The sequence below is a fragment of the Shinella sp. GW821-FHT10F02 genome, from assembly GCF_058809275.1.
Window position 1 is genome coordinate 97,417 of sequence record NZ_JBXASL010000002.1, and the last position, 24,962, is coordinate 122,378.

Below are 24,962 nucleotides of genomic sequence, written 5' to 3' on the forward strand. Positions count from 1 at the left end.
AGCCTGCCCGATGGAGGGATCTTCGAAAATGGCTGTTTTGCAGACGACGCGCCTGACGCTCAGTCCTTGCTCCCCCAGCGACCGCGCTGACTTCATCGATCTTGAACTTGATCCGGAGGTCATGCGCTTTCTGAACGGCGGACACCCCGTCGACCACGAGCAGGTCGATCCGAACGCGACGTTCCTCATGCCCAGAGGAACCGAGCCCTACGTCTGGACGGCGCGGCGCACGATCAACGGCGCATTCGTCGGGTGGTTCTGTTTGTGGCCGGAGAGCGAGACCGTGGCCGAACTCGGATATCGCCTGCGCCGCCTGGATTGGGGCCAGGGGCTGGCCGCGGAAGGGGCTTCGGCGCTCGTTGGTTGGGGGTTCAGGAACGGCGGATATGACAGGATCGTGGCGACCACGATGGCGGTGAACCACGCCTCGCGCCGCGTGATGGAAAAGGTCGGCTTGATTTACGCACGCACCGTCTCCGTCGATTGGCCCGAGCCGATTGCGGGCAGTGAGCACGGCGAAGTTTGGTACGAATTGGTGCGCTCGGAATGGAAAGGCGGCTGATCAGGTTCGGACTAGCTTCGCCGGCATTAATAGGCCGCACGGCAGCAGCAGAATCGATGCGATCGGCAGAGTGGTCTTGAGAATCTCGATATGAGCGAAATACAAAACAAGGCAGTGGCGCTGGCGGCGCAATATGAAGGCGATCTCGCCGCGCAATCCTCGCCCCAGCGCAGCGCACTGTTTTTAAAATCGGCGTTGGATTTGTATTATGCGCTTGGTGGCGATGAGGAGGCCGGCCTCGCGCTCGCAAGCGCGCACCCTATGACACCCTTGCGCGTCGATGCGGCCATCGCGAATGTGCTGGTCGAAGTGGCCGTTGCCAGCCACATCAACGACATCGACATGATCCAGGCGACCTACAACCGCCTCGATGCGGAACTGGAACGCAGCGCCTAAAGTCTCGACCGCTTGCCACGAAAACTCTTCGGCGGCGGCTGGTCGGTATGCACCCGCGCGAGATTCTCCAGCCAGACGGCCAGGCCGTCCGGGATTTCTTCGTTTCCGACTTCCATCGCCTCCACCCATGATAGGTCGCATTGGAGCGCTGATGCCAGGTTGATGGGCGTCCATCGGATCACGATAAGACATTCGATAAAGCGTGCGGGGGTCATGGCCATGCAGTCGCACGCACCCCCTCGTTTGGCAATCGCTAAGGGTGCGGCCAAGTGGCCGTAACGGAACACAAATCTGTGAGGCGCGTACGCAAGACTCAACGCGCATGCTAGAGATAGCCGCGAATTCCCAAAGGAACAGTGAACAGGCCGACGACAATGGAAACGGTGACGATCCAAAACCGCAGTGACTTCGCACAATGGGCAATCGAACGCGCCAAGGCCATCGTCGCGGAAGAAGGCGGCAATCTCGCGCTGGCCGTCCGCAACCAGGGTGACGAGCAAATCGCCGACAGGGCCAATGCGCTAGGCCAGGAGATCGTCAATGCCCTGCTGGAAGTGTTCGATGGCCTGATGCCGGAGGAATAGGCCGGGCGCGAGCCAGGCCTTTATCGCTCGGGTGCCGGCAAACGGCGCGACGGTCCTGCATCGGTAAATTCTCCCTTCCGGGCTTAAACCAAATGTTTCCTCCCGGCTGCAAATATACGATGCTTGCAGCCGCAAGCGTGCATTCCGCCGTTCTGGATCATCGGGCACAGTCCATTGTACAATCTGCTTTCGGTCGTCCTGGAGAAGCGTCTGGACCTCGCGTTCAAGACATCCCCCGAATTTCGCGCGCGGATCGTCGAGTTTCCCGGCCTGTGGATGAGCGCGCCGGACCTTGCCGGCCTGCGCGACGATCTGCGGTCGGTGGCGCGGCGCGCGGTTGCGGACGGGAACCTCGACTACGGAGTGTTTTCCGAGCGGGAGGACGTGCTGTCGCGCACGATCGTCACCCTCGTCTACCGGGTCTCCGATGGACAGCCGGTCGCGTTCAATGCGCTCCCCGTCATCGCGCTTTCGCTTTCCGGCAAGCCCGTCGAGGTTCTTCACCTCGGGCTGGTGATGATCGATCCCGCCGTGCGCAGCCAGGGGCTTTCCTGGGTGCTCTACGGGCTTACCTGCTTTCTGCTCTTCCTGCGCAACCAGCTTCGCCCGCTGTGGATTTCCAACGTGACGCAGGTGCCGGCGGTCGCCGGCATGGTGGCGGAGACGTTCAGCGACGTCTTTCCGGCGCCGACGCGCGGCGCCCGGCGTTCGCTGCGCCAGCAGTTGATTGCGACGGAAATCATGGCCGCGCACCGGCATGTTTTCGGCGTCGGCCCGGAGGCCGGCTTCGATGCCGACCGCTTCGTCATCACCAATGCCTATACCGGCGGCTCGGACAACCTGAAAAAGACGTTCGACGCCGCGCCAAAACACCGCAAACCCGAATACAACGATTTCTGCGCCGCCGAACTCGACTATGCCCGCGGTGATGACCTGCTGCAGATCGGCCAGCTCGATCTCAACGCCGCGCAGCGCTACCTGCTCGAAAGCGTGCCGCGCAATGCGCTGGGGCGGCTGGCGGTGGCAAGTTTCGTCATCCTCGTGCAGCGGCTCGTCCTGCCGGTGCTGCATTGGGCGGACAGCCAGCGGCAATGGGGCATCTTGAGGCCTTCCAAACGATGAGCGGAACCTTTTCCTACGACACTTTCACCACCCGCAACATCGGCTTCGTCAGCGAGGCGGAGCAGCGGCGGCTGTCGCAGGCGACGGTTTTCGTCTGCGGCACCGGCGGCATGGGCGGCGCGGCCATCCAGGCGCTGGTGCGTGCCGGCATCGGCCGCCTGGTGCTGGCCGATATCGACCGTTTCGAGCTGTCGAACCTCAATCGCCAGGTCTTCTGCTTTGCCGACACGATCGGCCAGCCGAAGGCGGAGGCGACGCGCGACCTCTGCCTGAAGATCAATCCCGATCTGGACGTCACCGTCCATGGTGCGGCGTGGACGGACCATGCGGAAACGCTTGTCACCGGCGCGGATGTGGTGATCAACGGCACGGACGATCTCGGTGCGGGGCTGCTGCTCTACCGCACGGCGCGACGGCACGGGCGCACGATGATCGACGCCTATGCCGCCCCCCTGCCCTCCGTCTATGTGACGCGGCCGCAGGACCCGATGCCGGAGGAACGACTCGGCTATCCGACGCTCGGGACCGCCTGGAACGCGCTGACGAGCGACCAGCGGGCGGAAGCGTTTTTGCGCGAGGCGGAATATGTGATGGTGCATTCCTCCTCCCGCCACCATGTCGACCTGGCGCTTGCCGGCGAAGTGGTGGCCGGCACGCGCAGCCGCATGTCCTTTGCGCCCATGGTCATCACGACAGGCATGCTGATGGCCTATGAGGCGATCCACACGGTGCTCGGCAAGCCGCAGGGCGCCGATTGCCGCGGCTGGTTTTTCAATCCGCATGCCGGCCGTATCGAGCGGCCGAGCAACGCTTTCGTTGCGGCGCTGCTGCGCCCGCTGGTGCGGCGCTACCTGACGCGACTTGCCGCGCCGGCAAAACTATGATCGCAGCGCTGATCGCCGATACCTTCATTTCGCTCGCCGCCTTCGGCGGGCTGGCGGTGCTGATCGGCGCCATCCGCAGTTTCGATGCTGGGAGCCCGCTGACCCGGCGCTTCCTGTTTGGCCTGCGGGTGCTGGCCGCCTTGATGGTGAGCCGCGTGCTTGCCTGGTGGACGGGCCTCTTCATCTTTGAGGCCGCGACGATCATCTCGGCGGGGCTCGTACCGCTGGCCACGGTCCTGCTCGCCGAGGGCCTGCTGCGCCGGCATGCGCCAAAAGTCACGAAATGGATCGCGGCCGGTGGTGCGGCGGCCTTTGCCGTGCTCGCCTTCCTGCCGACGGCCGTCGATCCGTGGCGCCTGGTGCTGCTCTTCCTCTATCAGCTCGTCACCTTCGCGCTGGCCGGGCACATGGCGGTGACGCGTGACCGGACGAGCCTTTCCAAGGCGGAAAACCAGGCGGTCGACCGCATCGCGCTGTCACTGCTCCTGATCCTGCCTCTGCTCGTGACGGATTTCCGCTCGGCCTATGTCGATCTTCCGGTGCGGCTTGGCGGGGTCGCCATCCTGTTTCTCTGCTGGCTGCTGATCAGCCTCGGCCAGCGTGCCGTCAGCCATCGCGATACCGTCGTCTCCTTCGCCGTCCTGCTGGCCGCAGCCCTTCTCGGCGCGCTCGCCATCGGCCTGGAAAACGGGTTCGACGCGGCCGCGCTGGTGCGCACGGCTTCTGTCGTCACCTCGGCCGCGCTCCTTGGCGTGATCTGGAAGGACAGCATCAGCCTGCACACGGAACAGCGGCGGCAGAGCCTCATCCGGCATCTCGCGGAAGATCGCATCGACGATACGCTCGGTTTTCTCAAGGAATTGCAGAACCATCCGCTGGTCGAGGGCGCGCTGCTGCTCGGCGAGAAGGAGCTTGCCGATCTCGACCTTGCGGGCATAAAGGCGCTCTTTGCCGCCCGGCCGCTGCTGCGCGCCACGGAAGCGGGCGGTCTTGCGCAATCGGATGCCGAACAGCTCGCCTGGCTGCTCGAAAAATACGAGGCTACCCATCTGATGCTGGTATCGGCCCGGCCGTTCCGGCTGATCGCGCTCAACATGCCCTCGGTTTCCGCCACGCCGGGCGCCGAAACGGAGCTGAAGGTCGCCCAGCGCATGGCCTTCCTGATCTCAGAAAGGAACGCGCGCGATGATTGAGATCCGCGAGGGCGACCTCGACGCCTTCTTCGCCGCGCCCTTCGCCGTCTACGGCGACAGGACGCCCTATGTCTCGCCGATGTTCAGCGACCTGAAGCGCTTTCTTTCGGCGGAGAAGAATCCGCTTTTCGAGACGGCGGACGATTTCGCCATCTTCACCGCCCATGAGGACGGCGCGGTGCGCGGGCGCATCACGGCCCATATGCACCGCGCCGCGAATGCCCGGTTCGGGCTGAAGCGCGGTTACTTCGGCTATTTCGATTGCGCCGACGACGAGCGCGTCGCCGCCGCACTTTTGGAGCGGGCGGAGGATTGGGCACGCGCCAGGGGATTCACCGAACTCCTCGGCAATTTCAACCTGACCGCCATGCAGCAGGTGGGCATCCTGACCGGCGGTTTCGAGAATGCGCCCTACACCGACCAGGTCTGGGGACCACCGCACCTGCCGCGCCTGCTGGAAGCCCGGGGCTATTCGCCCTCCTTCCCGATGACCACCTTCGAGATCGATATCCGCAACGCCGCGACGGACCGGCTGCTGGGCAGCGCCGAGATGCAGGCCCTTCTAGCCGACGGCTTTCGCTTCTCGCCGATCCGCCGCGCAACGCTCGACCGCCGGCTGGAGGATTCGCGGCTGATCCTCAACGAGAGTTTCGCCGACAATCCGATGTTCGTGTCCGTCAGCCGTGCGGAATACGAATTCCAGGCCAAGGAGATGAAGTGGATCATGGATCCGCGTATCTCGGCCGTGGCGGAACGGAACGGCGTGCCGGCCGGCGCGGTGATCGCGATACCGGACGTCAACCCGATGCTGAAGGCGATGGGCTCGCGGCTCGGTTTTTCCGCCCCCTGGCACCTCCTGAAACATCGCCTCAGGCGGCGGCGCGCCGTCGTCATCTTCCAGGGCGTGAAGCCGGAGCATCAGGGGCGAGGCCTCAATCCGCTGATGCTCGCCCATGTGCTCGGCGAAATGCGCAATGCCGGTTATGAGACCGCCGGCGGCACCTGGATCGCGGATGCCAATGCCGCAAGCCTGCGCCAGGCCGAGAAGGCCGGCGCCCGCCCCCGTCACCGCCTGCACCTTTTCGGAAAGACGCTATGAGCCGGATCGACGCCGCCACGCTCGCCGATCTCGCCGCGCTGGCGAACCGCGCGCCCTCCGTGCACAACACCCAGCCGGCGCGTTTCGCGCTGGACGAAGCGGGCAATATCCTCATCGCCGCCGATCTCTCCCGGCACCTCGGCGTCGGCGATCCAACGGGCCGCGACATGGGCCTTTCCTGCGGCGCGGCGCTTGAGGGTATAGTAATGGCGCTCGCCGCGCGCGGCACCGGCGTTGTCGTGGATGATCTCTGGGAGGCCGACATCCGCTCCTGGCGCCCCGGCTATCGGCTGGCCGCGCGCCTCACCCCGGCCGGAGAAGCGAGCCCCTCGCCGCTTGCCGACTGGACGGAGAAACGCTTCACCTGGCGCGGTCCCTTTTCCGCTGCGGCACCGGACGTGATTGCGAATGTCAAACAATGGGCGACTGAAAGCGGCGACATCAACTTTGCCGGCGGACCGGACGCCCTCGTCTTCATCGCCGCGCTGAACGATGAGGCCAGCCTCTCCGTCATGCGCGAGCGCGCGTTCCGCGACGAACTTGTGGCGTGGATGCGCCTTACGCCGGCTCACGCCGCCTACGCTTTCGACGGCCTGAACCTCGATGCCCTGCGCATGGGGCGGCTGGAGGGCGCGATGGCGGGACGTGTGCTCGCCTCGCCGCTCTTCGACCTAGCCGACCGGCTGGGCCTCGGCAAGACGCTCGTCGCGGAAGCCGGGAAGACGATGACGGCGGCGGCCTGCCTGCTGTTCCATCGACCGGAAGGCGAAAGCCCGGTCGTTTCCGGCCGGGCCTTCTATCGCTTCTGGCTTGGCCTCACCCGCTTCGGCTTTGCCGGCTGGCCGATGGCGGTTCTCGCCGACGTTCCTGCCGCTTCGGAAACCCTGCGGCAGCGTTTTCCGCTGCCGCCGGATCATCATCTGATCAACGTGCTGCGCGTCGGGCCGGCGCCGCTCACTCTTCCGAAGTACCGCCTACCGTCCCACGACCTCGTACTCGGCTAGGCAGCGTCAGGCCGCCTGCTCCGCCCTCGCCGCCTCTGCCAGCTGCTTCTGCGCGCTGACGAAATCGACCTTGCCGGAGCCGAGCACCGGCACCGTGCCGACCTTCACCTCCGAAGGCACCATCATATCCATGGCGGCCTTTTCACGGGCGAAAGCGAGGAAGGCGGCGCGGGTGGCGTTCGGCGCGTCGGTCAGCATGACCAGGCGCTCGCCCTTTCGCGCATCGGGCAGCGAGACGACGACCGAGAGGTTGCCCGGCCACAATTCGCCGGCAAGCGCCTCGACGGCGGCAAGCGAGACCATCTCGCCGCCGATCTTGGCGAAGCGCTTGGCCCGGCCGCGGATGACGATGAACCCATCCTCGTCGACCGTCACGATATCGCCGGTGTCGTGCCAGCCGTCCGGTGTCGGCTCCAGCACGCCGGGGTTTTCGGCCCGCAGATAACCGGCCATGACATTGGCGCCGCGCACGAAGAGGCGACCGCCCTCGGTGACACCCGGCACCGCATCGAGCCGGTATTCCATGCCTGGCATGATCTTGCCGACGCTGCCGGCCTTGTTGAACATTGGCGTGTTGAGCGCGATGACCGGCGCTGCCTCGGTGACGCCGTAGCCTTCGAGAATGCGCACGCCGAACTTTTCCATGTAGAGCGCGCGGGTGGTGGCGCGCACCGGCTCGGCGCCGGCGAAGCAGTAGCGGATCGAGCGAAAGTCATAGGGATGCGCGGTGCGCGCATAGCCGTTGAGGAACGTGTCCGTGCCGAAGATAATCGTCGCGTTGGAGGAGTAGATCAGCTCCGGAATGATCCGGTAGTGCAGCGGCGAGGGATAGAAATAGACCGGCACGCCGGAGATGAGCGGCAGGATGGTGCCGGCCGTCAGCCCGAAGGAATGGAACACCGGCAGGATGTTGAACACCTTGTCGCCCGAGTGGAAATCGATGCGCGAGGCGGCCTGCGCGGCGTTGGAGAGGATGTTGCGGTGGGTCAGCACCACGCCCTTCGGCGCGCCCTCCGAGCCGGAGGTGAAGAGGATCACCGCCGGGTCATCCGCCTTGCGCCGAACGAGCGGCCGGGCCTTGCGCAGGAGGCCGCGCAGCTTGTCCACGAACCGAACGGTCTGGCGCAGGTCGTCGAGCCAGACGATCTCCACCTCTTTCGACAGCGCCTCGACCACAGGGCCGAGCTTCGCCTGTGTGACGAAGGCGCGGGACGTCAGCACATGGCGCACCTCGGCGGCCCGACAGGCCGAGAGGATATTGGCGGCACCAGCCGTGAAGTTGAGCATGGCCGGCACCTTGCCGGCCGACATCACGCCGAGGATCGTCGCCACCGCGCCATTGGCATTGGGCAGAAGCACGCCGAGCGTGTTCTCCGCCGGGTACAGGGCCTTGAACTTCGCGCCGAGCACGGCCGCACCCGTCAGAAGCTTGCCGTAAGAGAGCGAACCGGTCACCGGGTCCTGCACGGCGAGCTTGCGGAAACCGCGTTCCTTTGCCGTCTCGATCACTTTTTCCAGCACGGTCGCATCCGTGTCCGTGGTGCGGAACATCAGCATGGACATGACCTGGTAGAGCGCGGCACCGGCGGCCATGCGGCGCTTGCGGCCCTTCAGTTCGTCCGGCACCGAGAGGCGTACCGGCTCCAGAATGGTGACCTTGACCTTCGGGAACAGGCGACGGCGGACGTGGAGCGAGGAGAGGCGCGAAAAATAGCTCTTCTCCAGCCCGTCGATGCGCACCGGCACGACCATTGCGCCCGTCTTGTCGGCCACCATGGCGGCGCCGTCATAGACCTTCATCAGCGCGCCCGTAACGGTGATGCGGCCTTCCGGAAAGATGACGAGCGGATTGCCGGCATTGACGGTCTTGATGAGCGTGCGCGTCGCCATGGGCTTGGACGGATCGAGCGGCAGGAAGTTGCACATCTTCAGGAAGGGTTTCACCCACCAGGCCTTGGCGATCGTGTAGTCGACGGCGAAGGTCGGCTCCTCGTCGGTCAGCGCCAGCGCCAGTGCGCCGTCGAGGAAGGAGACATGGTTGAGCGCGATGATCGGCGCCTTGCCGGCCTTCTTCAGGTTCTCAAGGCCGTCCACCTCCAGCCGCAGGAAGGCGCGAAAGAGGATGGAGACGAAATCGCGGAAGGCATTGGTGGGCAGCGTGCGCAGCATCACGAAGGCCGCGACCAGGTTGGCAAGCGCCAAGCCCGCAAGAAGCACCGGCGTCGAAAGCCCCGCTGCCTGCAAGGCTGCGACCAGACCACCGCCGACCGTCATGAAACCCGCCGACAGCACATTCGCCGCGCCGATGACGCGCGAGCGCTGCTCCTCCTCGGCATAGGCCTGAAGGGCGGCGAATGTGGGCACGACGAGGAAGGCGCCGGCAATCGCCATGCCGGCGAGGTCGATGGCGATGCGGATGGTGTAGGGGCCGGCGAAGAAGGCGGAGAGCGTTTCTGCCGGAACGGCAACACCGGCATGGCCGACGCTCCAGGCAAGGTCGAGGCCGAACAGCGCCATGATCAGCGTGCCGACGGGGGCCGGCAGAAGCACGATGCGGCCGGCCGACATCCAGGCCGCAATGGCCGAGCCGATGCCGACGGCAACGGCGAAGACGGCGAGATAGGCGGTGATCGCGGTTTCCTCACCGCCGAGGCTGCCCTTCACCATGGGCGGCAGCAGCGAGAGCACGATCGCGCCGACGAGCCAGAACCAGGCGGCCATCAGCGCGGAGCGCCAGAGGCGCTGGTCGCCACGCAGCGCATTGACGAGGCGGCCGGTAGAGGCGAGCACGTTGCGCTCGATCACAAGCTCCGGCGCCTTTGCGCCGACACGCGGAATGTAGCGGCTCGACAGCCAGCAGGCGAGCGCGAGGCCCAGCATCATCGGGCCGAAGAGCCAGGGATTGACGCCATCGGCGGCGGCAAGGCCGGCGACCAGCGTGCCGCCGAGGATCGCGATGAAGGTCGCGCCTTCGATCCAGGCATTGGCGCGCGGCAGTTCCTTGCGCTCCAGATGGTCGGGCAGGATGCCGTATTTGACCGGGCCGAACAGGGCCGATATCACGCCGAACAGGAAGAGCGCGACCATCAGCACCGTGACGGAGTGGAAGGCGAGACCGACAACGGCGACGGTCGCAGCGGCAAGCTCCACCCGCTTCAACCGCTCGGCCATGACCGCCTTGTCGAACTTGTCGGCCAATTCCCCGCCGAGCGCGGAAAACAGCAGGAACGGCGCCATGAAGACGGCGCCCGCCAGCGTGACGAGCGAGCCCGCCGCGTCCGCCGCCATGGTGGCGAGGATGAGGAAAACCAGGGTGTTCTTCAGAAAATTGTCGTTGAAGGCCGACAGGAACTGCGTCCAGAAGAGCGGCGCAAAGCGCCGGGAGGTCATCAGATTCCGTTGCATGGAACATTCCCCTTTTTGCGCAGACTATATTTGAACATTTGTGCCTCTGCCTGTATGAACATTGTTCATGATATTTTTCGCATAAAAATGAACGATGTTCAAGGTATTAAATGAACGATGTTCAAAACAGGAGGCATCGATGACGGAAAAGCGGCGGGAGAAGAAGGAAGAGCTGAAGACGCGGCTGATCGCGGCCGGCACGGAGCTCATTCAGGAACAGGGCCTGAAGGGTTTGCGGGCGCGCGACATCGCGGAGCGCGCAGGCTCGGCGCTCGGCGGGCTCTACACCGTCTTCGACGATCTGGATGGGCTCGTTCTCCACGTCAATTCCGGCACGCTGAAGCGGCTGGAGACGGCGCTGAACGTCGCGCTACCGTCTTCGGGCGGCCTCGAAGAGGCCTTCCTCAACCTGTCGCTTGCCTATCTGCATTTCGCGCTTGCCGAGCGGAACCTGTGGTCGGCGCTGTTCGAGCACCGGATGCCGGACGGTGTTGCCGTTCCGGACTGGCATCTGGCGGAACACGCCTTCCTCATCGGCCTGATCGCAGCACCCCTCGCCCGCCAGATGCCGGAGGCCTCCGCCGAGGATATCGCGATCCGCGCGCGAACCGTGTTTTCCGCCGTGCACGGCGTCATCGCCATTAGCCTCGAAGGCCGTTTCGTCGGCATCACGCCGGCGCTGCTGGAGCGGGAAGTCGCGGCGCTCGCCCGCCTCCTCGCCACCGGGCTTCAGAAAGATGTGCCTTCGCGGCCGCTGGTTTCATAAACGCGGCGTTCAGGTATGAGTGACATCGGAGATACTGAACGGAGTAGCCGGCATGGCCGTTACCGACATCGCGACCCGCACTTACGACCATAACTTCCGGCTCGACCCGATCGTGCGCAGCCTGCTCGATACGGATTTCTACAAGCTCCTGATGCTCCAGATGATCCGGCATCGGCATCCGGACGTCGACGCGACCTTCTCGCTGATCAACCGCACGACGAGCGTGCGGCTTGCCGATGTCATCGACGAGGGGGAACTGCGCGCCCAGCTCGACCACGCCCGCAGCGTGCGGTTCACCAAGAAGGAACTGATCTGGCTGGCCGGCAACAGTTTTTACGGCCGGGCGCGCATGTTCGGGCCGGATTTCATCGCCTGGCTCGCCGCCTTCCGCCTGCCGGATTACGAGTTGCGCAAGGCCGACGGTCAGTACGAGCTGCATTTCGACGGCCCCTGGACACACACGACCATGTGGGAAATCCCGGCGCTCGCCATCATCAACGAGCTGAAATCGCGCGCCGCGATGCGCGAGCGCGGCCGTTTCGCGCTCGATATCCTCTATGCCCGCGCCAAGGCGCGGCTGTGGGAGAAGGTGGAGCGGTTGCGGCAATTGCCCGACCTCGTCATCTCCGATTTCGGCACGCGGCGACGGCATGGGTTCCTGTGGCAGCGCTGGTGCGTGGAGGCGCTGAAGGAGGGGCTTGGCGATCGTTTCATCGGCACCTCCAACGTGCTGCTCGCCATGGACGCCGATCTCGAAGCCATCGGCACCAATGCGCATGAACTGCCGATGGTGGCCGCAGCCCTTGCCGAGGACGACGCGGCGCTGGCGAAGGCGCCCTACCAGGTGCTGGAGGAATGGCGCCAGCTCTACAACGGCAACCTTCTGATCGCCCTGCCCGATGCTTTCGGCACGCCCGCCTTCCTCGCCAATGCGCCGGATTGGCTCGCCGACTGGACCGGTTTTCGCCCAGACAGCGCGCCGCCGATTGCCGGCGGCGAGGAGATCATCCGCTGGTGGCAGGAGAAGGGCCGCGATCCGCGCGAAAAGCTGCTGATCTTCTCCGACGGCATGGACATCGACTCGATCGAGGAGGCCTACCGGCATTTTCACGGCCGCGTGCGCATGAGCTTTGGCTGGGGCACCAACCTCACCAACGATTTTCGCGGCTGCGACCCGGATGGCGGCAACGGCCTCGACCCGATCTCGCTCGTCTGCAAGGTGACGAGCGCCAACGGCCGCCCCGCCGTCAAACTTTCCGACAACCCCGCCAAGGCAACCGGCGACCCAGCCGAAATCGAACGCTACCGCCGCGTCTTCGGCGTCGGCGGCCAGAAGGCGCGGCCGGTGGAGGTTTAGGACGCGAGCTGCAACGCGACGCCCAGCAGGACGCGCGCGCCGGTGACGATGTGCTCGTCGGAGACGAATTCCGCCTCGTTGTGGCTGACGCCGTTGCGGCACGGCACGAAGATCATCGCAGACGGAGCGACGCGGTTGACGAAGAGCGCATCGTGAAAGGCGCCGGAGACCATCGGGCGGCTGGCGATGCCGAGTACGTTACAACTCTCCGCGATCGCCACCGTCACGGCGGTGGCAAAGCGGCCGGGCGGCATGTCGACCCGCAGGGCGATCGCCGCTTCGCAGCCCCAGCGTTTGGCGGCGGCAAGGCATTCCTCGTGGACGCGCCGCTCGATGGCGGCAAGGGCCTCGGCGTCAGGGTGGCGCATGTCGACGGTGAAGGACACCCGGCCCGGGATGACATTGACGGAACCGGGCTCGGCCGAAATGCGGCCGACCGTCAGCCGCGCCTCGGGATCAGATGGCATGATGCCGTCCTGGATGCGCGCGATGGCGGCGGCGGCGGCGGCCATCGGGTCCTTGCGGAATTCGAGCGGCGTGGTGCCGGCATGCGCCGCCTCGCCGGAAAAGGCGACCTCCAGCCATTTCGTGCCCTGCACGCCAGTGACGATGCCGATCGGCACGTTTTCGCGTTCGAGGACGGGACCTTGCTCGATATGGAGCTCGACGAAGGCGGAGACGGCGTGGCCGGCGGGCCGGATCTCGGCTTCGGGCAGCGCGTCGAGCGTGGCGCGCAGTTCGTCGGCGAAGAGCGCATCGTCCGTGCCGCGCGCCGCCTGCCAGTCCGTTACACTTGCCGCACCCGAAAAGGCCATGGAGCCCATGCAGCCCGGGGAAAAGCGGCTTCCCTCCTCGTTGGTGAAGGCGACGACCTCGATGGCCCGCTCGGTTTCCACACCGGCGTCCGTGAGCGCTTCCAGAACTTCGAAGGCGCTGAGCGTGCCGAGTGCGCCATCGAAGCGGCCGCCGGTCGGCTGGCTGTCGAGATGGCTGCCGATGAGGAGCGGCGGCAGCGTAGCATCCCGGCCCTCGCGCCGGATGAAGAGATTGGCGGCCTCGTCCTGGAACACGGCGAAGCCGCGCGCCAAAGCGCGATCGGCGAGCAGCCGGCGGGCGGCGCGGTCCTCCGCCGTCAGCGCCTGCCGGTTAACGCCGCCGGCGGGCGTGGCGCCGATCGCCGCGAAGTCGGAGACGGATTGCAGCAGGCGGTCGGGATTGACCGCAGGCTCGTTTTTCATCGACCGAGGCCTGCGATGAAGCGCTTGACGCGGTCGGGATCGACGGCATTCCACCACACACCGTCATATTTGAGGGCGCTGGCGATGATCACGCCGTCGGCGACGGAGAGGATGTCGTTTGCGTTGTCGTGGGTCACGCCGCTGCCCACCAATGTTGGCAATGAGGCCGCTTCCTTGATCATTTTTATATAGCTGAGGTCGGCGGCGTGGCCGGTGCGCTGGCCGGTGGCGATAACCACGTCGGCGTCGAAGAATACCAGGTCCTTGACCTGCTCTTCCACCGGCCGGTCGGCGACGATGGCATGGGCGCCGTGCTTGACATGGGCATCGGCGAAAATGCGGATGCCCTTGGCGCGCAGCTGCGCGCGGTAGCGCATGGCGCGCGCGGCCTCGCCTTCCACGAAACCTTCATTGGCGACATAGGCATTGGCCCATTGGTTGACGCGGATGAAAGAGGCCGAGGCGGCCGAGGCGATGGCGAGCGCGGGGATGGACGCGTTGGCGAGCACGTTGATGCCGATCGGCCGGCCGAGTTCGCGGCGGATGCGATCGGAAATGACCGCCATATGCGCGGAGGTCTCATGGCCGATCTGGTCCGGTTTCGCGAAGGGCACGTCGCCGTGGTTCTCGACGATCAGCGCATCGCAGCCGCCGGCGAGATAGGCGCGGGCATCCGACAGGCCGCGCTCGTAGATCGCCTCCACGCCCTCGTCGTCATAGCGCGGCGAACCCGGCAGCGGGAGCAGATGCACCACGCCGATCACCGGCTTGTCGCGCCCGAAAAGCGTCTTCAGCGTATCGTTGTCCTGCCGTCCGATAGGGTTGCTCATGTCGATCACTCGTTTTCCAGTTTCGTTGTCTTGGTGAGGGCGGAGATTTCCGCCCGTGTCGGGAAAGAGGCGAGCGTGCCGGGGCGCCCGACGGCAATCCCCGCCGCTTCCGTCGCGATGGACGCGGCGGCGGAAAGCGATGCGCCTTGCGCAAGAAGCCCCGCGAGCGTGCCCGCGAAACAATCGCCGGCACCGCTGGCGTCAATGGCTGCGACCTCGCGCGCGGGAAGGCGGCGCACGGCCGACGCCGCATCGAGAAGAAACGCGCCCTCAGCGCCAAGCGTGACGATCGCGCTACCGGCACCGGCCGCCACCAGCGCGCGCGCCGCCTGCTCCGGATCGGCCTTCCCGGTCAGCGCTTCCGCCTCCGGCCGGTTGACGACGATCAGCGAGACGGCCGCCAAGTCGAGCGGTTCCGCCGGAAGCGGGCTCGGGTTGAGGGCCGTGAACAGCCCCGCCTCCCGCGCGGCGCGAAGGCAGGCGGTGGTGACCCCTGCCCGCAGGTTGCCCTGCATCAGCAGCATGTCACCCACCGTCCATGTTTCTCGAAGCGCGCTCATGGCGAGCGGGTCGAAAGCATCGGCGCAGGCGGCAGCCGTGACGATGACGTTCTCGCCGGACGGATCGACCATGATGACCGAGCGGTCGCAGGCAAGATCGAGGCGCGTCAGCCGGAGTGCCGGGATCTCGGCGGCGATGACGCCCTCGATCCAAACGCTTGCTGCATCCTTGCCCACCGGCGCCCACAGCATGACATCCGCGCCGGTGCGGCTGGCGGCGGCCGCCTGGTTGGCACCCTTGCCGCCAGGGCCTTCACTGGTCGCAAGGGCATTCAGCGTCTCGCCCGGCTGCGGCAGCCGCTCCAGGCGAAAGCTCGTATCGACGCAGACATTGCCGACGACGTGGATGGTCATGGGCGGCCCCGCGGCGTTGCGTTAGTCGGTCGCCCAGGCGAGCATCTGCTCGAACAGCGTCTTGTAGCCCGGCCATGCGATGAATTCCGGCGGCAGCCAGTGCGGGCCGACATCGGAGGTCCAGACCACCGTGCGGCCCTCACCATAGGTTCCGGTAACGAGCAGCGGCAGCGAGCCGTATTCGGACGAGACCGTCATCAACTGGTTGGCGCCGTCCTTCAGCACCACCTCGTTGAAGCCGAGCAGGTAGGGCAGCTCACCCGACAGGCCGGCGAGGATCGGATGGGAGACATCGCCGGAAACGACCGGCGTAAAACCTTCCGGCACTTCGACGCGGTCATCGACGGAAAGGCAAGAGACCGGCAGAACTTCTTCCACGGCAGTGTTGCGGAAGCGCGCGCCGCCATTGATGCCCTGGAAGGAATAGTAGCCGCCGAACATCAGCAGCGCGCCGCCCTTCGAAACGTACTCGCGCAGCAGCTTCAGGCGGTTCGGCGTGCGGCGGGAGTGGATCCAGGTGTCGGGATGCAGCAGCAGCGTGTTGGCGCCGATATCGGAGAGCACGATGGCGTCATAGGCCTGCAGGCCTTCCAGCGTGCTCGGAAACTCCTTCTGCGCCTCGTGCGCCGGCATGAAGCTGACGTCGAAGGGGCTTTCCTTCAGGGCGCTCAACAATTCATCGGCACCTGTGTGGTAGGTGACGGTCGGGAACTGGTCGAAACCCTTGATGTGGGTCGCGGTCGAAACCCAGGATTCGCCGGCGAGCAGGACTTTCTTCTTGGTCATGGGAACTCCTTGAAACAGGCCGGCGCTCAGCGCGCGGCGGAAAAGACGGATTTGGGATTGTCGATCAGCATGCGGTCGATTGCCGCCTGATCCACGCCGTGCCGCTTCAGCCGCGGCAGGAAGTGCTTGAGGATATAGCCGTAGCCGAAGCCGCCGTAACGGGTCAGCATGATCTTGAGAAAGACATCCTGCGACAGCAGCAGCCGGTCGCCAAACCCTTTGTCGACGAGGGCGGCAATGGCGCGGGCGTTTTCCTCGTCCGAGGGCGACTGGGCATCCTGGTCGGCGTAATAGTAGTCCATGCCGATCATGTCATATTCCAGGAAGGCCCCGCGTTTCGCGAGCGCCATCTGGTAATCGAGATCGCTGTGGCTCGGGTTCATATGGCAGAGCACGGTATGCGCCAGATCGGCCCCCTCCTCCTCTACCACGTCGAGCACGCGGTGCGCGAGGCGCTCCCAACCCGGCAGGTGGATGGAAAGCGGCAGGCCGGTGATGCGCGCCGCCCGCGCCGAGGCGCGCAGTGATTTTTCCTCCTCGGCGGTGAAATGGCGGCTGACACCGACCTCGCCGATAATGCCGGCCATGATCTCCGGCTGGCTCTCGCCGCCGCCGACATCGTCGACGATGAACTGCGTCACGTCCTCGACACTCATGGCCTTCAGCCATTCGGGATGGGTGTGTTCGAGGTAGAAGCCGGTGCCCATGATGATGCGCAGCCCCGACATGCGGGCGATGCGGGCAAGGCCTGCCGCGTCGCGGCCGATGCCGAAATTCGTCGTCTCCACCACGGTGCAGCCGCCAAGCGCCTGGAAGCGCTTGAGTTCGCTGAGCGCGAGATCCCCGTCGTCGAGCGAGACATTGTCCCGGTTCATATAGGGGTTCATGCGCAACTCGCCGATGATGCCGATCTCGACCTTCTGTTCGGCGATCGCCTTCTCGTCGGGATGGCACGGGCAGATCCAGCTCGTCGCACCATCGAGGAAGATGTGCTCGTGCATCAGAGTGACGCCGAGATTGTCCACCGGAACCGGGCCGGTGACCGTCATGGCGGTTCCGGAGTTCACGCCGATCGGGTGGCGCTTTTTCGGCTCCTCGGCAAAGAGATGGTCGAGCATGTCAGCGCCCCTTTGCCCCGCCCTTGAACAGGCGGAAGTTGAGCCAGATCGCGACCAGGATGATGAAGCCGGTGACGATGGGCGTGAAGAAGGGCGACAGGTGCGACAGGATGAGGCCGTTCGCCAGAACCGCGACGGTGAGCGCCCCGAGGATCGTGCCGACCAGCGATCCACGCCCGCCAAACAGACTGGTGCCGCCCAGCACCACGGCCGCGATGACGTCGAGTTCGAAACCCTGCCCCGCATTGGACGAGCCGGAGCCGAGGCGGGCCGAGAGGATGACGCCGGCCGCCGCCGCAGCCGTGCCCGACAGGATATAGACCCAAAGGATGACCCGGCGCGTGTTGACGCCGGCACGTCGCGTCGCTTCCGCATTGGCGCCGACGCCGGTGACGTAGCGGCCGAAATGGGTTTCGTTGAAGACGACATAGGCGGCGAGAAGCACGACGATGGCGATGAGCGCCGGCGCCGGAATGCCCAGCACCCAGGCCCGGCCGATCGTCACGAAGGGGCTGGTCGGCTCGATGGGGATCGAATAGCCGCCGGTGATGAGCAGAGCAAAGCCGCGGATCACCGAAAGGCCGGCCAGCGTGACGATGAAGGCGGGGATCTTTTCATAGGCGATGAAATAGCCCTGGATCAGCCCCACCACGCCGCCGAGCGCCAGCATCAAGACGATGGCAAGCGGCCAGGGAATGCCGGCCTGCAAGGCCGCCGCCGAAAGGGTGGCGGTCAACGCCAGCACGGAGCCGACCGACAAGTCGATGCCGCCCGTGGTGATGACGAAGGTCATGGCGGCCGCGACGATCAGCAGCGGCGCGGATTGGCGGATGATGTTGAGCAGGTTTGGCGCCGTCAGGAAGGCGTCTGTCGTTACCGCGAAGAAGAAGCAGCAGACGACGAAGAACAGCGCGATCGACATGACGCCGCCATTGGCGATGATCTTGTCGAGCATGGTCGTCTCGCGCATGCGGGGCGGATGGCTGGAATAGGCGTTGGGCTCGGAGCTCATGCGGAAGCGCCTCTTTCCTGATTTTGGCCGGCCTGATTGTGGCCAGCCTGACTGTGGCTCGCCTGATGGCCGGCGGAACGGGCAGCGAATTTCCGCCCGACGATGAGATTGACGACATCCTCGATATTGGTGTCCTCGATGCGCCGCTCGGCGACATTGCGGCCCTCATACATCACCTGGATGCGATCGCAGACGAGGAAGAGATCCTGCAGGCGATGCGTGATGAGAATGACGGAGACGCCACGGCGGGACACGGTGCGGATCAGTTCGAGCACCGCCTCCACTTCGGCGACAGCAAGCGCCGCCGTCGGTTCGTCCATGATGAGCACGGAGGGATCGAAGGACGCGGCGCGGCCGATCGCGATCGACTGGCGCTGGCCGCCGGAGAGGTTTTCGACCTTCATCCACGTATCGGGAATGACGATGCCGAGATTGGAGAGCATGTCGCGTGCCCGCTCGTGCATCAGCTTCTTGTCGAGCATCGGCACGCCGGCGATGTGGCGTTTCGGCTCGCGGCCGAGGAAGAGATTGCCGGCGACGTCGATCGTGTCGCAGAGCGCGAGGTCCTGGTAGACCATCTCGATGCGCGCGGCCCGCGCCTCCGCCGGAGAGGTGAAGGAGACCGGCCGGCCGTCGATCTCGATCGTGCCGGAATCCGGGATGACGGCGCCCGAAAGCACCTTGCTGATGGTGGATTTGCCCGCGCCATTGTCGCCCACCAGCCCGAGCACTTCGCCCGGCATGAGGTTCAACGAGGCATTGTCGAGCGATTGCAGCGCGCCATAGCGCTTGGATATGCCGGTCATCCGGACGCGGCTGACTTGCGTGTCGGTCATGTTCAGTGGCCCTTCCCAAAAAGCACCGCTGCCCGGATTTCCGGCCGGGCAGCGGCGGACGGCTTACTTGAACATGTCGCGATATTGGTCGACATTCTCCTTAGTGACGATGGTCACCGGCACGTTGATGATCGGCTCGATCGTCTCGCCCTTCTTGACCTTGACGAGCGCTTCCACGGCAGCCTTGCCTTCACCGGCCGGATCCTGCTGGATGACGGCCGTGACAAAGCCCTGATCGATGCCGTCGATTGCGGACTTGGTCAGGTCCCAGCCGAACACCTTGATGCTGTCGCCGCGGCCCTGGCTGGCAACGGCGGAAACCGCACCCAGCAGCGCCGGCTCGCCGGTGGCGTAGAGCGCATTCATGTCGGGATTGGCAGTCATCAGGTTTTCGGCGGCCGAGAGCGCCACGTCCTGCACGTTCTGGCCATCGACGGTGTCGAGGAACTCGACCTTCTGGCCGCCTTCTGTCACCGCCGCCTTGAAGCCATCGAGGCGCTGGTTCTGGATGAAGGAGTTGAGTGCGCCGACAACGCCGACCTTGGCGGCACCGCTCATGTCGCTCTTCACGTAGTCGGAGAAGAACTTGCCGATATCGCCGCCAGCGGCCGTGTTGTCGACGCCGACGAAGGCGATGTTGTCGCCTTCCGGAATCTGCGCATCGATGGCGATGACCGGAATGCCGGCATTCTTGGCCGCGGTGATCGCCGGCTTCACACCATTAACGTCGATGGCGACGAGAATGATGCCGTCGACCTTTTGCGTGATGTAGGTCTCGATCGCATCGTTCTGTGCGGACGGCACGTTGTTGGCGTTAAAGATGACGAGGTCGACGCCGGCAGCCTTGGCCGCGGCATTGGCGCCGTCATTGATCTGGTTGAAGAACAGTGCCTGCTGGTTGATGGTGACGAGTGCGAATGTATCGGCGAAGGCATTGCCCGCGCTCATGAGCGTCAGCGTGGCGGCCGCAGCGCAGCCGAGAAGATATTTTGTCCGACCCATTTTGATGTTCCCCTTGTTTGAAGCCGTTGGCGGCCACAGGAATTTACGAGAGGCATTATTCAAGTAACTTGAATGCATGTCAAGTTACTTGAATTTCCGGTTCGCAAAATCGGTCGAAGAGGATTTTAGAAAACGATATCAGAAGGTTGGCGGCGTATTGACCCAGAAGATCGAGGCGCGCTCCTCCCCGACATTGCGATACCAGTGGGCAAGTTCGGAATTGAACACGAAACTGTCGCCCGCGGAAAGCCGAAAGGTCTTGTCGCCGATCATCAGCTCGATTTCGCCGACCAGCAGATAGCCGACCTCCTCGCCCACATGCTGGATCGGCCCGGCACTCTGGCCGCCCGCCTCGATATGGTGGATGTTGCACTGGAGCAGATGGCCGGCCGAATAGGGAATGATGCGCTCGAGCGAGATGCCCTCGCCGCGGCGCAGCGGGTCGAGCGTGATGAGCGGCCGCGTGCCGGCGCGAAACACCACGCCCTCCTCGCCATCCGTCTCCTCGAACATCCAGCCGATGTTGGAATCGAGCGCGCGCACCAGCCGGTGCAGCATGGGAAGCGACGGCGAGGCCTTGCCGTTCTCGATCTTCGAGAGCAGGCTTTCCGAACAATCCGCCGCCAGCGCCAGCGCCTTCAGCGTCAGCCCGCGCGTCTGGCGCGTCAGCCGCAACCGCGCACCGAGCCGCACCGGATTCGACTGGATTCTATCCTCCCGGCCTTCAGACGGCAAAGGCGGCTTGACCATATTCATGATGTGCATATCGCATTGTTCGGGGTTGCGATCATAAATCCTTCAATCAAGGACTGTCCAGACCGCAGGCCTAGGGCTTCAACCGCCGAACGTATAGGCCGCAATCGACTCCGGCTTCATCTCGATGGAAAAGCCCGGCAGAGACGGCGGCATATAGGCGGCGTTCTCGATGCGGCAGGGGTCGATGAAGTGCTCGTGCAGATGGTCGACGAACTCGATCACACGGCCCTCCTTCGTGCCGGAGACGGCGATGTAATCGATCATCGAGAGGTGCTGGACATATTCACACAGCCCCACGCCGCCGGCATGCGGCCAGACCGGCAGGTCGTATTTCGCCGCCATCAACAGCACGGCGAGCACCTCGTTGAGGCCGCCCATGCGGCAACTATCGATCTGCACGATGTCGATCGCGCCCTCGGCGATGAACTGCTTGAACATGATGCGGTTCTGGCACATCTCGCCGGTCGCGACCTTCACCGGCGCGATGGCCTCGCGGATCGTCTTGTGGCCGAAGACGTCGTCCGGGCTCGTCGGCTCCTCGATGAAATAGGGCTTGTAGGGCTGGAGTTCCTTCACCCAGTCGATCGCCTGCCCGACCTCCCAGACCTGATTGGCGTCGATCATCATGAAACGATCGTCGCCGATCACCTCGCGGGCGATGCGGAGCCGCCGCTTGTCGTCCTCCAGATCGCGGCCGACCTTCATCTTGATATGGGTAAAGCCCTGGTCGACGGCCTCCTGGCAGAGGCGCCGCAGCTTTTCGTCATCATAGCCAAGCCAGCCGGCTGACGTCGTGTAGCAGGGGTAACCCTCGGCCTCCAACGTCGCGATCCGCTCCGCCTTGCCCGCTTCGGCTTGTCTGAGGATGGCGAGCGCCTCCTCCGGCGTCAGTGCGTCGGTGAGATAGCGGAAATCGACGATGGAGAGGATTTCCTCCGGGCTCATTTCGGCGACGAGGCGCCAGACCGGCTTGCCGGCCTGCTTGGCAAGAAGATCCCAAACTGCATTGACCACTGCCCCGGTCGCCAGATGCATGGCGCCCTTGTCCGGGCCGATCCAGCGCAACTGGCTGTCGCTCGTCACATGGCGCCAGAAGCGGCCGGGATTTTCACGCACCCAGTCGAGATCGAGGCCGACCACCAGATGTTTCATCGCCTCGATCGCCATGCAGCAGATCTCGTTGCCGCGGCCGATGGTGAAGGTCAGGCCGTGGCCTTCGAGACCGGGCGCATCCGTGCCGAGCACGACATAGGCGGCCGAATAGTCCGGATCGGGGTTCATGGCATCCGAGCCGTCGAGGCTCTGCGAGGTGGGGAAGCGCAGGTCGATCGAACGCAGGCTGGTGATCTTGGTCATGGGAGCGGCCCTTGCAATGGTCGGTTTCGAGTATTTCAGATGGTCCAGCCGCCGTCGATGGCGTAGGCCTGGCCCGTCGTATAGGTGGCGCCGGCGAGATAGACGGCGAGATCGGCGATCTCCTCCGGCGTGCCGATGCGGCCGATCGGCTGGCGGGCGATGAAGGCCGCCCGCGCCGCCTCATAGTCGCCCTGCGCCTTCAGGCGGTCCTGAAGCGAGGGACTTTCGACCGTGCCGGGGCAGATGCAGTTGCAGCGGATGCCCTGCCCGACATAGTCGGCCGCAACCGACTTCGTCAGCCCGACGACGGCAGCCTTGGTGATGGTGTAGGCGGCGCGGTTCGGCACGCCCTTCACGCTGGAGGCAACGGAGGCCATGTTGATGATGGCGCCATCCTTGCGCTCCAGCATCGACGGCAGCACCGCGCGAATGGTGCGCACCATGGCCCGCACGTTGAGATCGAAGGCGAAGTCGAGATCCTTGTCCGGCATCTCAAGGATCGAGCCGGCATGCACGAAACCGGCGCAGTTGAACAGCACGTCGAACGGCCCGGTGGCGGTGATCACGCGCGTGACCGCCTCGTCGTCCAGCACGTCGAGAACATAGGTCTCGATATTGGCTTCGCCCGCCAGGCTCTTCAGCGCATCGGCATTGATATCCGTCGCGACGACCGTGGCGCCGGCACGCGCAAAGGCGATCGCGCTCGCCCGGCCGATACCCTGGCCGGCGGCGGTGAGGAGGACGCGCTTGTTTTCGAGAGAAAAAGACATGATGGCTCCTTGGATGGGGCGTCAGGCGGCGTTCGGCCGGCGCTCGACGACGTAGATGTGGTCAGCGGCGAGCACGACCTCGCCCTTCTGGTTGATGACTTCCGTGCGCTCGATCACGCGGCCGAAGCCGGCGCGTTTCGGATCGTCTTCCTTGGCCGTTATCGTCACGCGGGTGTGGATGGTATCACCGATGAAGACGGGCTTGATGAAGCGCATGCGATCATAGCCGTAGGAAAAGGCCACCGGATTGATGACGCTCGCCGTCAGCCCGACGCCGATCGAAAAGACCATGGTGCCATGCGCGATGCGCTGGCCGAAGGGCTGCGTCTTCATGAATTCCGCATCCATGTGATGCGGGAAGAAATCGCCCGTATGGCCCGCATGCACGACGAAGTCGGTCTCGGTGATCGTGCGCCCCATCGTCTTGCGGCCGTCGCCGATGGCATAGTCCTCGAAATATCTGACCTGTTCCATGTCCTGTTCCTGTCTAGAGCGTTTCCGCTTCGCGAAAATGCTCTAACTTTCTGTTTTTACGCAATTCCGGACGCAAAACCGCTACGCACTTTTGCTGGAATTGCTTTGGGGCCGGGCGGCGAGCGAGGTGGCGGGCGCGGCACTGGAAGCATAGGCCGCCTCGACGAGCGCCATGGTCATCCAGGCATCTTCCACCGAGGAGACGAGCTCGGCGTCTTCGCCCGAAACGAAGCGCTGGAGGTTCGCCATGCGGCCGACGAAGGCATCCGGGAACCACGTCCCCTCAAGCGGCACAGTAACCCAGCCATCGCCACCCTTCGGATAGATTTCCAGGATGTCCGGCTCGCCGCGCGGATAATCGAGATTGACGCCGAGCTGGAGATAGGCCGCACCTTCCGTGCCCGAGACGCGGAACTCGCAGGCCTGGTGCTTGCGGCCGAATTTGTGGTCGTGGTTGATCGAGACGGCGCAGCGGACGCGGTCACCATAGTCGAGGATCGCGGTGGTGCGCGTCTGCGCCATCGCATGGTTCGGGTGGCCAATCGACTTGGCATGCACACCCTTGGGGTCGCCCAGCACCTGGCGGATGACATCGAGATAGTGGATCGAGTGCATGGCGATCTCTATGCGCGGCAGGCCTTCGAGGAAGGACCAGAGCTGCCAGGGCGTATCGAGCGCGAGATAGACGTCGAAATCGACCACTTCGCCGAGCAGGCCCTTGGCGATCGCATCCTTCAGCGCCAGCATCATCGGTGCAAACCGCAGCTGGAAATTGACGGCGGCCTTGAGCTTCTTGGCGCGGCAGATTTTTAGAATTTCAGTCGCCGCCGCAAGATCGGCCCCCATCGGCTTCTGGATCAGCGCCGCAGCACCTTCGGGAAGCGCTGCGAGCACCTTGGCATGGGCGGCCGGCGGGGTGGCGAGGTCGAAGATCGCGTTCTCGACGGAGGCTGCTTCCTCGACGGTGCGGTAGGCGGTGACGCCCCATTTTTCCGCAAGCGCCTTCGCCTTGTCATGATCGGGGTCGTAGAGCCCGGCAATCGGGAAGCCGCCCTTGCGATAGGCCGGGTAGTGCGCGTCGCCAACGATGGAGCCCGCGCCGAAGGTGACGATCGGGCATGGATTCGAGGGCAGCGGCCAGGATTGGGAGAGCGATTTCGGGTCGAAGTCAGGCATGGAAGAACACCTCCTCCATGCTCGCCCACCATTCCCCCTCTTTCCGCGTCTCAAGCGGCGCCTGGCAGGGCATGCAGACGGCCCACCATTCCTGGGTCTTCGGGTCCGCCGCCATCTTCGCCATGTCACCGGCATAGTCGGTGCCGTGATATTCGAAGAAGGAGAACAGCAGGTTCTCCGGCTCCTTCAGGAAGATCGAGTAATTCTTGATATTGCAGGCGGAAATCATCGCGAGCACGTCCGGCCAGACGGCAGCGTGCAGGCGCTTGTAGTCCGCGATCTTCTCCGGCTTGACGCCGATCACCATGCCGATGCGCTGCAT

Annotated in this window: 26 protein-coding genes; 10 read left to right on the forward strand and 16 right to left on the reverse strand. The window is 64.8% G+C overall.

The window, feature by feature from the left end; all coding sequences use genetic code 11:
* Positions 1-28: 28 nt before the first annotated feature.
* A complete protein-coding gene (locus tag AC1RWL_RS06410; protein ID WP_493093939.1) occupies positions 29-562 on the forward strand; it encodes a GNAT family N-acetyltransferase in 534 nt (177 codons plus the stop codon).
* Between the two features lie 90 nt (positions 563-652).
* Positions 653-958: a hypothetical protein gene (locus AC1RWL_RS06415; protein ID WP_493093940.1), complete on the forward strand. Its 306-nt coding sequence runs from the start codon at positions 653-655 to the stop codon at positions 956-958.
* Here AC1RWL_RS06415 and AC1RWL_RS06420 read toward each other — a convergent pair.
* The gene (locus tag AC1RWL_RS06420; RefSeq protein ID WP_256116989.1) at positions 955-1,173 is read right to left on the reverse strand and encodes a hypothetical protein; all 219 of its coding nucleotides are present in this window, start codon (positions 1,171-1,173) and stop codon (positions 955-957) included. The genes AC1RWL_RS06415 and AC1RWL_RS06420 overlap by 4 nt on opposite strands.
* Before the next feature lie 159 nt (positions 1,174-1,332).
* Between AC1RWL_RS06420 and AC1RWL_RS06425 the strand changes: the two genes are divergently transcribed.
* The 6 genes from AC1RWL_RS06425 to AC1RWL_RS06450 all read left to right on the forward strand — a co-directional run bounded on the left by AC1RWL_RS06425 (position 1,333) and on the right by AC1RWL_RS06450 (position 6,844).
* A complete protein-coding gene (locus AC1RWL_RS06425) occupies positions 1,333-1,542 on the forward strand; it encodes a hypothetical protein (protein WP_256116590.1) in 210 nt (69 codons plus the stop codon).
* Positions 1,543-1,716: 174 nt separating this feature from the next.
* Positions 1,717-2,664: a hypothetical protein gene (locus AC1RWL_RS06430; protein WP_493093941.1), complete on the forward strand. Its 948-nt coding sequence runs from the start codon at positions 1,717-1,719 to the stop codon at positions 2,662-2,664.
* Positions 2,661-3,548, forward strand: coding sequence for a HesA/MoeB/ThiF family protein (locus tag AC1RWL_RS06435; protein ID WP_493093942.1), 888 nt, complete (start codon positions 2,661-2,663; stop codon positions 3,546-3,548). The genes AC1RWL_RS06430 and AC1RWL_RS06435 overlap by 4 nt, the downstream gene beginning before the upstream one ends.
* The gene (locus AC1RWL_RS06440; RefSeq protein WP_493093943.1) at positions 3,545-4,741 is read left to right on the forward strand and encodes a hypothetical protein; all 1,197 of its coding nucleotides are present in this window, start codon (positions 3,545-3,547) and stop codon (positions 4,739-4,741) included. The genes AC1RWL_RS06435 and AC1RWL_RS06440 overlap by 4 nt, the downstream gene beginning before the upstream one ends.
* On the forward strand, positions 4,734-5,840 hold the full coding sequence (locus AC1RWL_RS06445) for a GNAT family N-acetyltransferase (protein ID WP_493093944.1): 1,107 nt from the start codon (positions 4,734-4,736) through the stop codon (positions 5,838-5,840). The genes AC1RWL_RS06440 and AC1RWL_RS06445 overlap by 8 nt, the downstream gene beginning before the upstream one ends.
* Positions 5,837-6,844: a hypothetical protein gene (locus tag AC1RWL_RS06450; protein WP_493093945.1), complete on the forward strand. Its 1,008-nt coding sequence runs from the start codon at positions 5,837-5,839 to the stop codon at positions 6,842-6,844. The genes AC1RWL_RS06445 and AC1RWL_RS06450 overlap by 4 nt, the downstream gene beginning before the upstream one ends.
* A 6-nt stretch (positions 6,845-6,850) precedes the next feature.
* On the opposite strand, the gene AC1RWL_RS06455 is transcribed toward AC1RWL_RS06450, so the two are convergent.
* Entirely contained in the window at positions 6,851-10,249 is a 3,399-nt protein-coding gene (locus tag AC1RWL_RS06455; RefSeq protein WP_493093946.1) for an acyl-[ACP]--phospholipid O-acyltransferase, read from the reverse strand.
* A gap of 139 nt (positions 10,250-10,388) precedes the next feature.
* On the opposite strand from AC1RWL_RS06455, the gene AC1RWL_RS06460 reads away from it, so the two are divergent.
* Both AC1RWL_RS06460 and pncB read left to right on the forward strand, forming a co-directional pair.
* Positions 10,389-11,015 (forward strand): TetR/AcrR family transcriptional regulator, encoded by a 627-nt coding sequence (locus AC1RWL_RS06460; RefSeq protein ID WP_493093947.1) that lies wholly within the window; start codon positions 10,389-10,391, stop codon positions 11,013-11,015.
* Between the two features lie 52 nt (positions 11,016-11,067).
* A complete protein-coding gene (gene pncB / locus AC1RWL_RS06465; protein WP_435265629.1) occupies positions 11,068-12,372 on the forward strand; it encodes a nicotinate phosphoribosyltransferase in 1,305 nt (434 codons plus the stop codon).
* On the opposite strand, the gene AC1RWL_RS06470 is transcribed toward pncB, so the two are convergent.
* The 14 genes from AC1RWL_RS06470 to AC1RWL_RS06535 form a co-directional block, all read right to left on the reverse strand.
* On the reverse strand, positions 12,369-13,610 hold the full coding sequence (locus AC1RWL_RS06470) for a Zn-dependent hydrolase (RefSeq protein WP_493093948.1): 1,242 nt from the start codon (positions 13,608-13,610) through the stop codon (positions 12,369-12,371). The genes pncB and AC1RWL_RS06470 overlap by 4 nt on opposite strands.
* A complete protein-coding gene (locus tag AC1RWL_RS06475; protein ID WP_435265631.1) occupies positions 13,607-14,440 on the reverse strand; it encodes a BtpA/SgcQ family protein in 834 nt (277 codons plus the stop codon). The genes AC1RWL_RS06470 and AC1RWL_RS06475 overlap by 4 nt, the downstream gene beginning before the upstream one ends.
* Before the next feature lie 5 nt (positions 14,441-14,445).
* Positions 14,446-15,354: a PfkB family carbohydrate kinase gene (locus AC1RWL_RS06480; RefSeq protein WP_493093949.1), complete on the reverse strand. Its 909-nt coding sequence runs from the start codon at positions 15,352-15,354 to the stop codon at positions 14,446-14,448.
* Positions 15,355-15,375: 21 nt separating this feature from the next.
* Complete coding sequence (locus AC1RWL_RS06485; protein WP_493093950.1) at positions 15,376-16,140, reverse strand: glutamine amidotransferase; 765 nt, start codon at positions 16,138-16,140, stop codon at positions 15,376-15,378.
* 26 nt (positions 16,141-16,166) lie between these two features.
* Positions 16,167-17,258 (reverse strand): phosphotriesterase family protein, encoded by a 1,092-nt coding sequence (locus tag AC1RWL_RS06490; RefSeq protein ID WP_493093951.1) that lies wholly within the window; start codon positions 17,256-17,258, stop codon positions 16,167-16,169.
* Between the two features lies 1 nt (position 17,259).
* On the reverse strand, positions 17,260-18,228 hold the full coding sequence (locus AC1RWL_RS06495; RefSeq protein WP_493094462.1) for an ABC transporter permease: 969 nt from the start codon (positions 18,226-18,228) through the stop codon (positions 17,260-17,262).
* A gap of 38 nt (positions 18,229-18,266) precedes the next feature.
* Entirely contained in the window at positions 18,267-19,106 is an 840-nt protein-coding gene (locus tag AC1RWL_RS06500) for an ATP-binding cassette domain-containing protein (protein WP_493093952.1), read from the reverse strand.
* 63 nt (positions 19,107-19,169) lie between these two features.
* Complete coding sequence (locus tag AC1RWL_RS06505; RefSeq protein ID WP_493093953.1) at positions 19,170-20,108, reverse strand: ABC transporter substrate-binding protein; 939 nt, start codon at positions 20,106-20,108, stop codon at positions 19,170-19,172.
* Positions 20,109-20,246: 138 nt separating this feature from the next.
* Positions 20,247-20,858 (reverse strand): cupin domain-containing protein, encoded by a 612-nt coding sequence (locus AC1RWL_RS06510; RefSeq protein ID WP_493094463.1) that lies wholly within the window; start codon positions 20,856-20,858, stop codon positions 20,247-20,249.
* A gap of 84 nt (positions 20,859-20,942) precedes the next feature.
* Positions 20,943-22,220, reverse strand: a complete 1,278-nt coding sequence (locus tag AC1RWL_RS06515) for an L-fuconate dehydratase (protein WP_493093954.1) — start codon at positions 22,218-22,220, stop codon at positions 20,943-20,945.
* Between the two features lie 35 nt (positions 22,221-22,255).
* Positions 22,256-22,990 carry an SDR family oxidoreductase gene (locus AC1RWL_RS06520; protein WP_493093955.1) on the reverse strand — a complete coding sequence of 245 codons (735 nt, stop codon included), beginning with the start codon at positions 22,988-22,990 and terminating at the stop codon, positions 22,256-22,258.
* A gap of 21 nt (positions 22,991-23,011) precedes the next feature.
* Positions 23,012-23,464, reverse strand: a complete 453-nt coding sequence (locus AC1RWL_RS06525) for a MaoC/PaaZ C-terminal domain-containing protein (RefSeq protein ID WP_435265639.1) — start codon at positions 23,462-23,464, stop codon at positions 23,012-23,014.
* An 81-nt stretch (positions 23,465-23,545) separates the two neighbouring features.
* The gene (locus AC1RWL_RS06530) at positions 23,546-24,640 is read right to left on the reverse strand and encodes a Gfo/Idh/MocA family protein (RefSeq protein WP_493093956.1); all 1,095 of its coding nucleotides are present in this window, start codon (positions 24,638-24,640) and stop codon (positions 23,546-23,548) included.
* Positions 24,633-24,962, reverse strand: a complete 330-nt coding sequence (locus AC1RWL_RS06535; protein ID WP_493093957.1) for an L-rhamnose mutarotase — start codon at positions 24,960-24,962, stop codon at positions 24,633-24,635. The genes AC1RWL_RS06530 and AC1RWL_RS06535 overlap by 8 nt, the downstream gene beginning before the upstream one ends.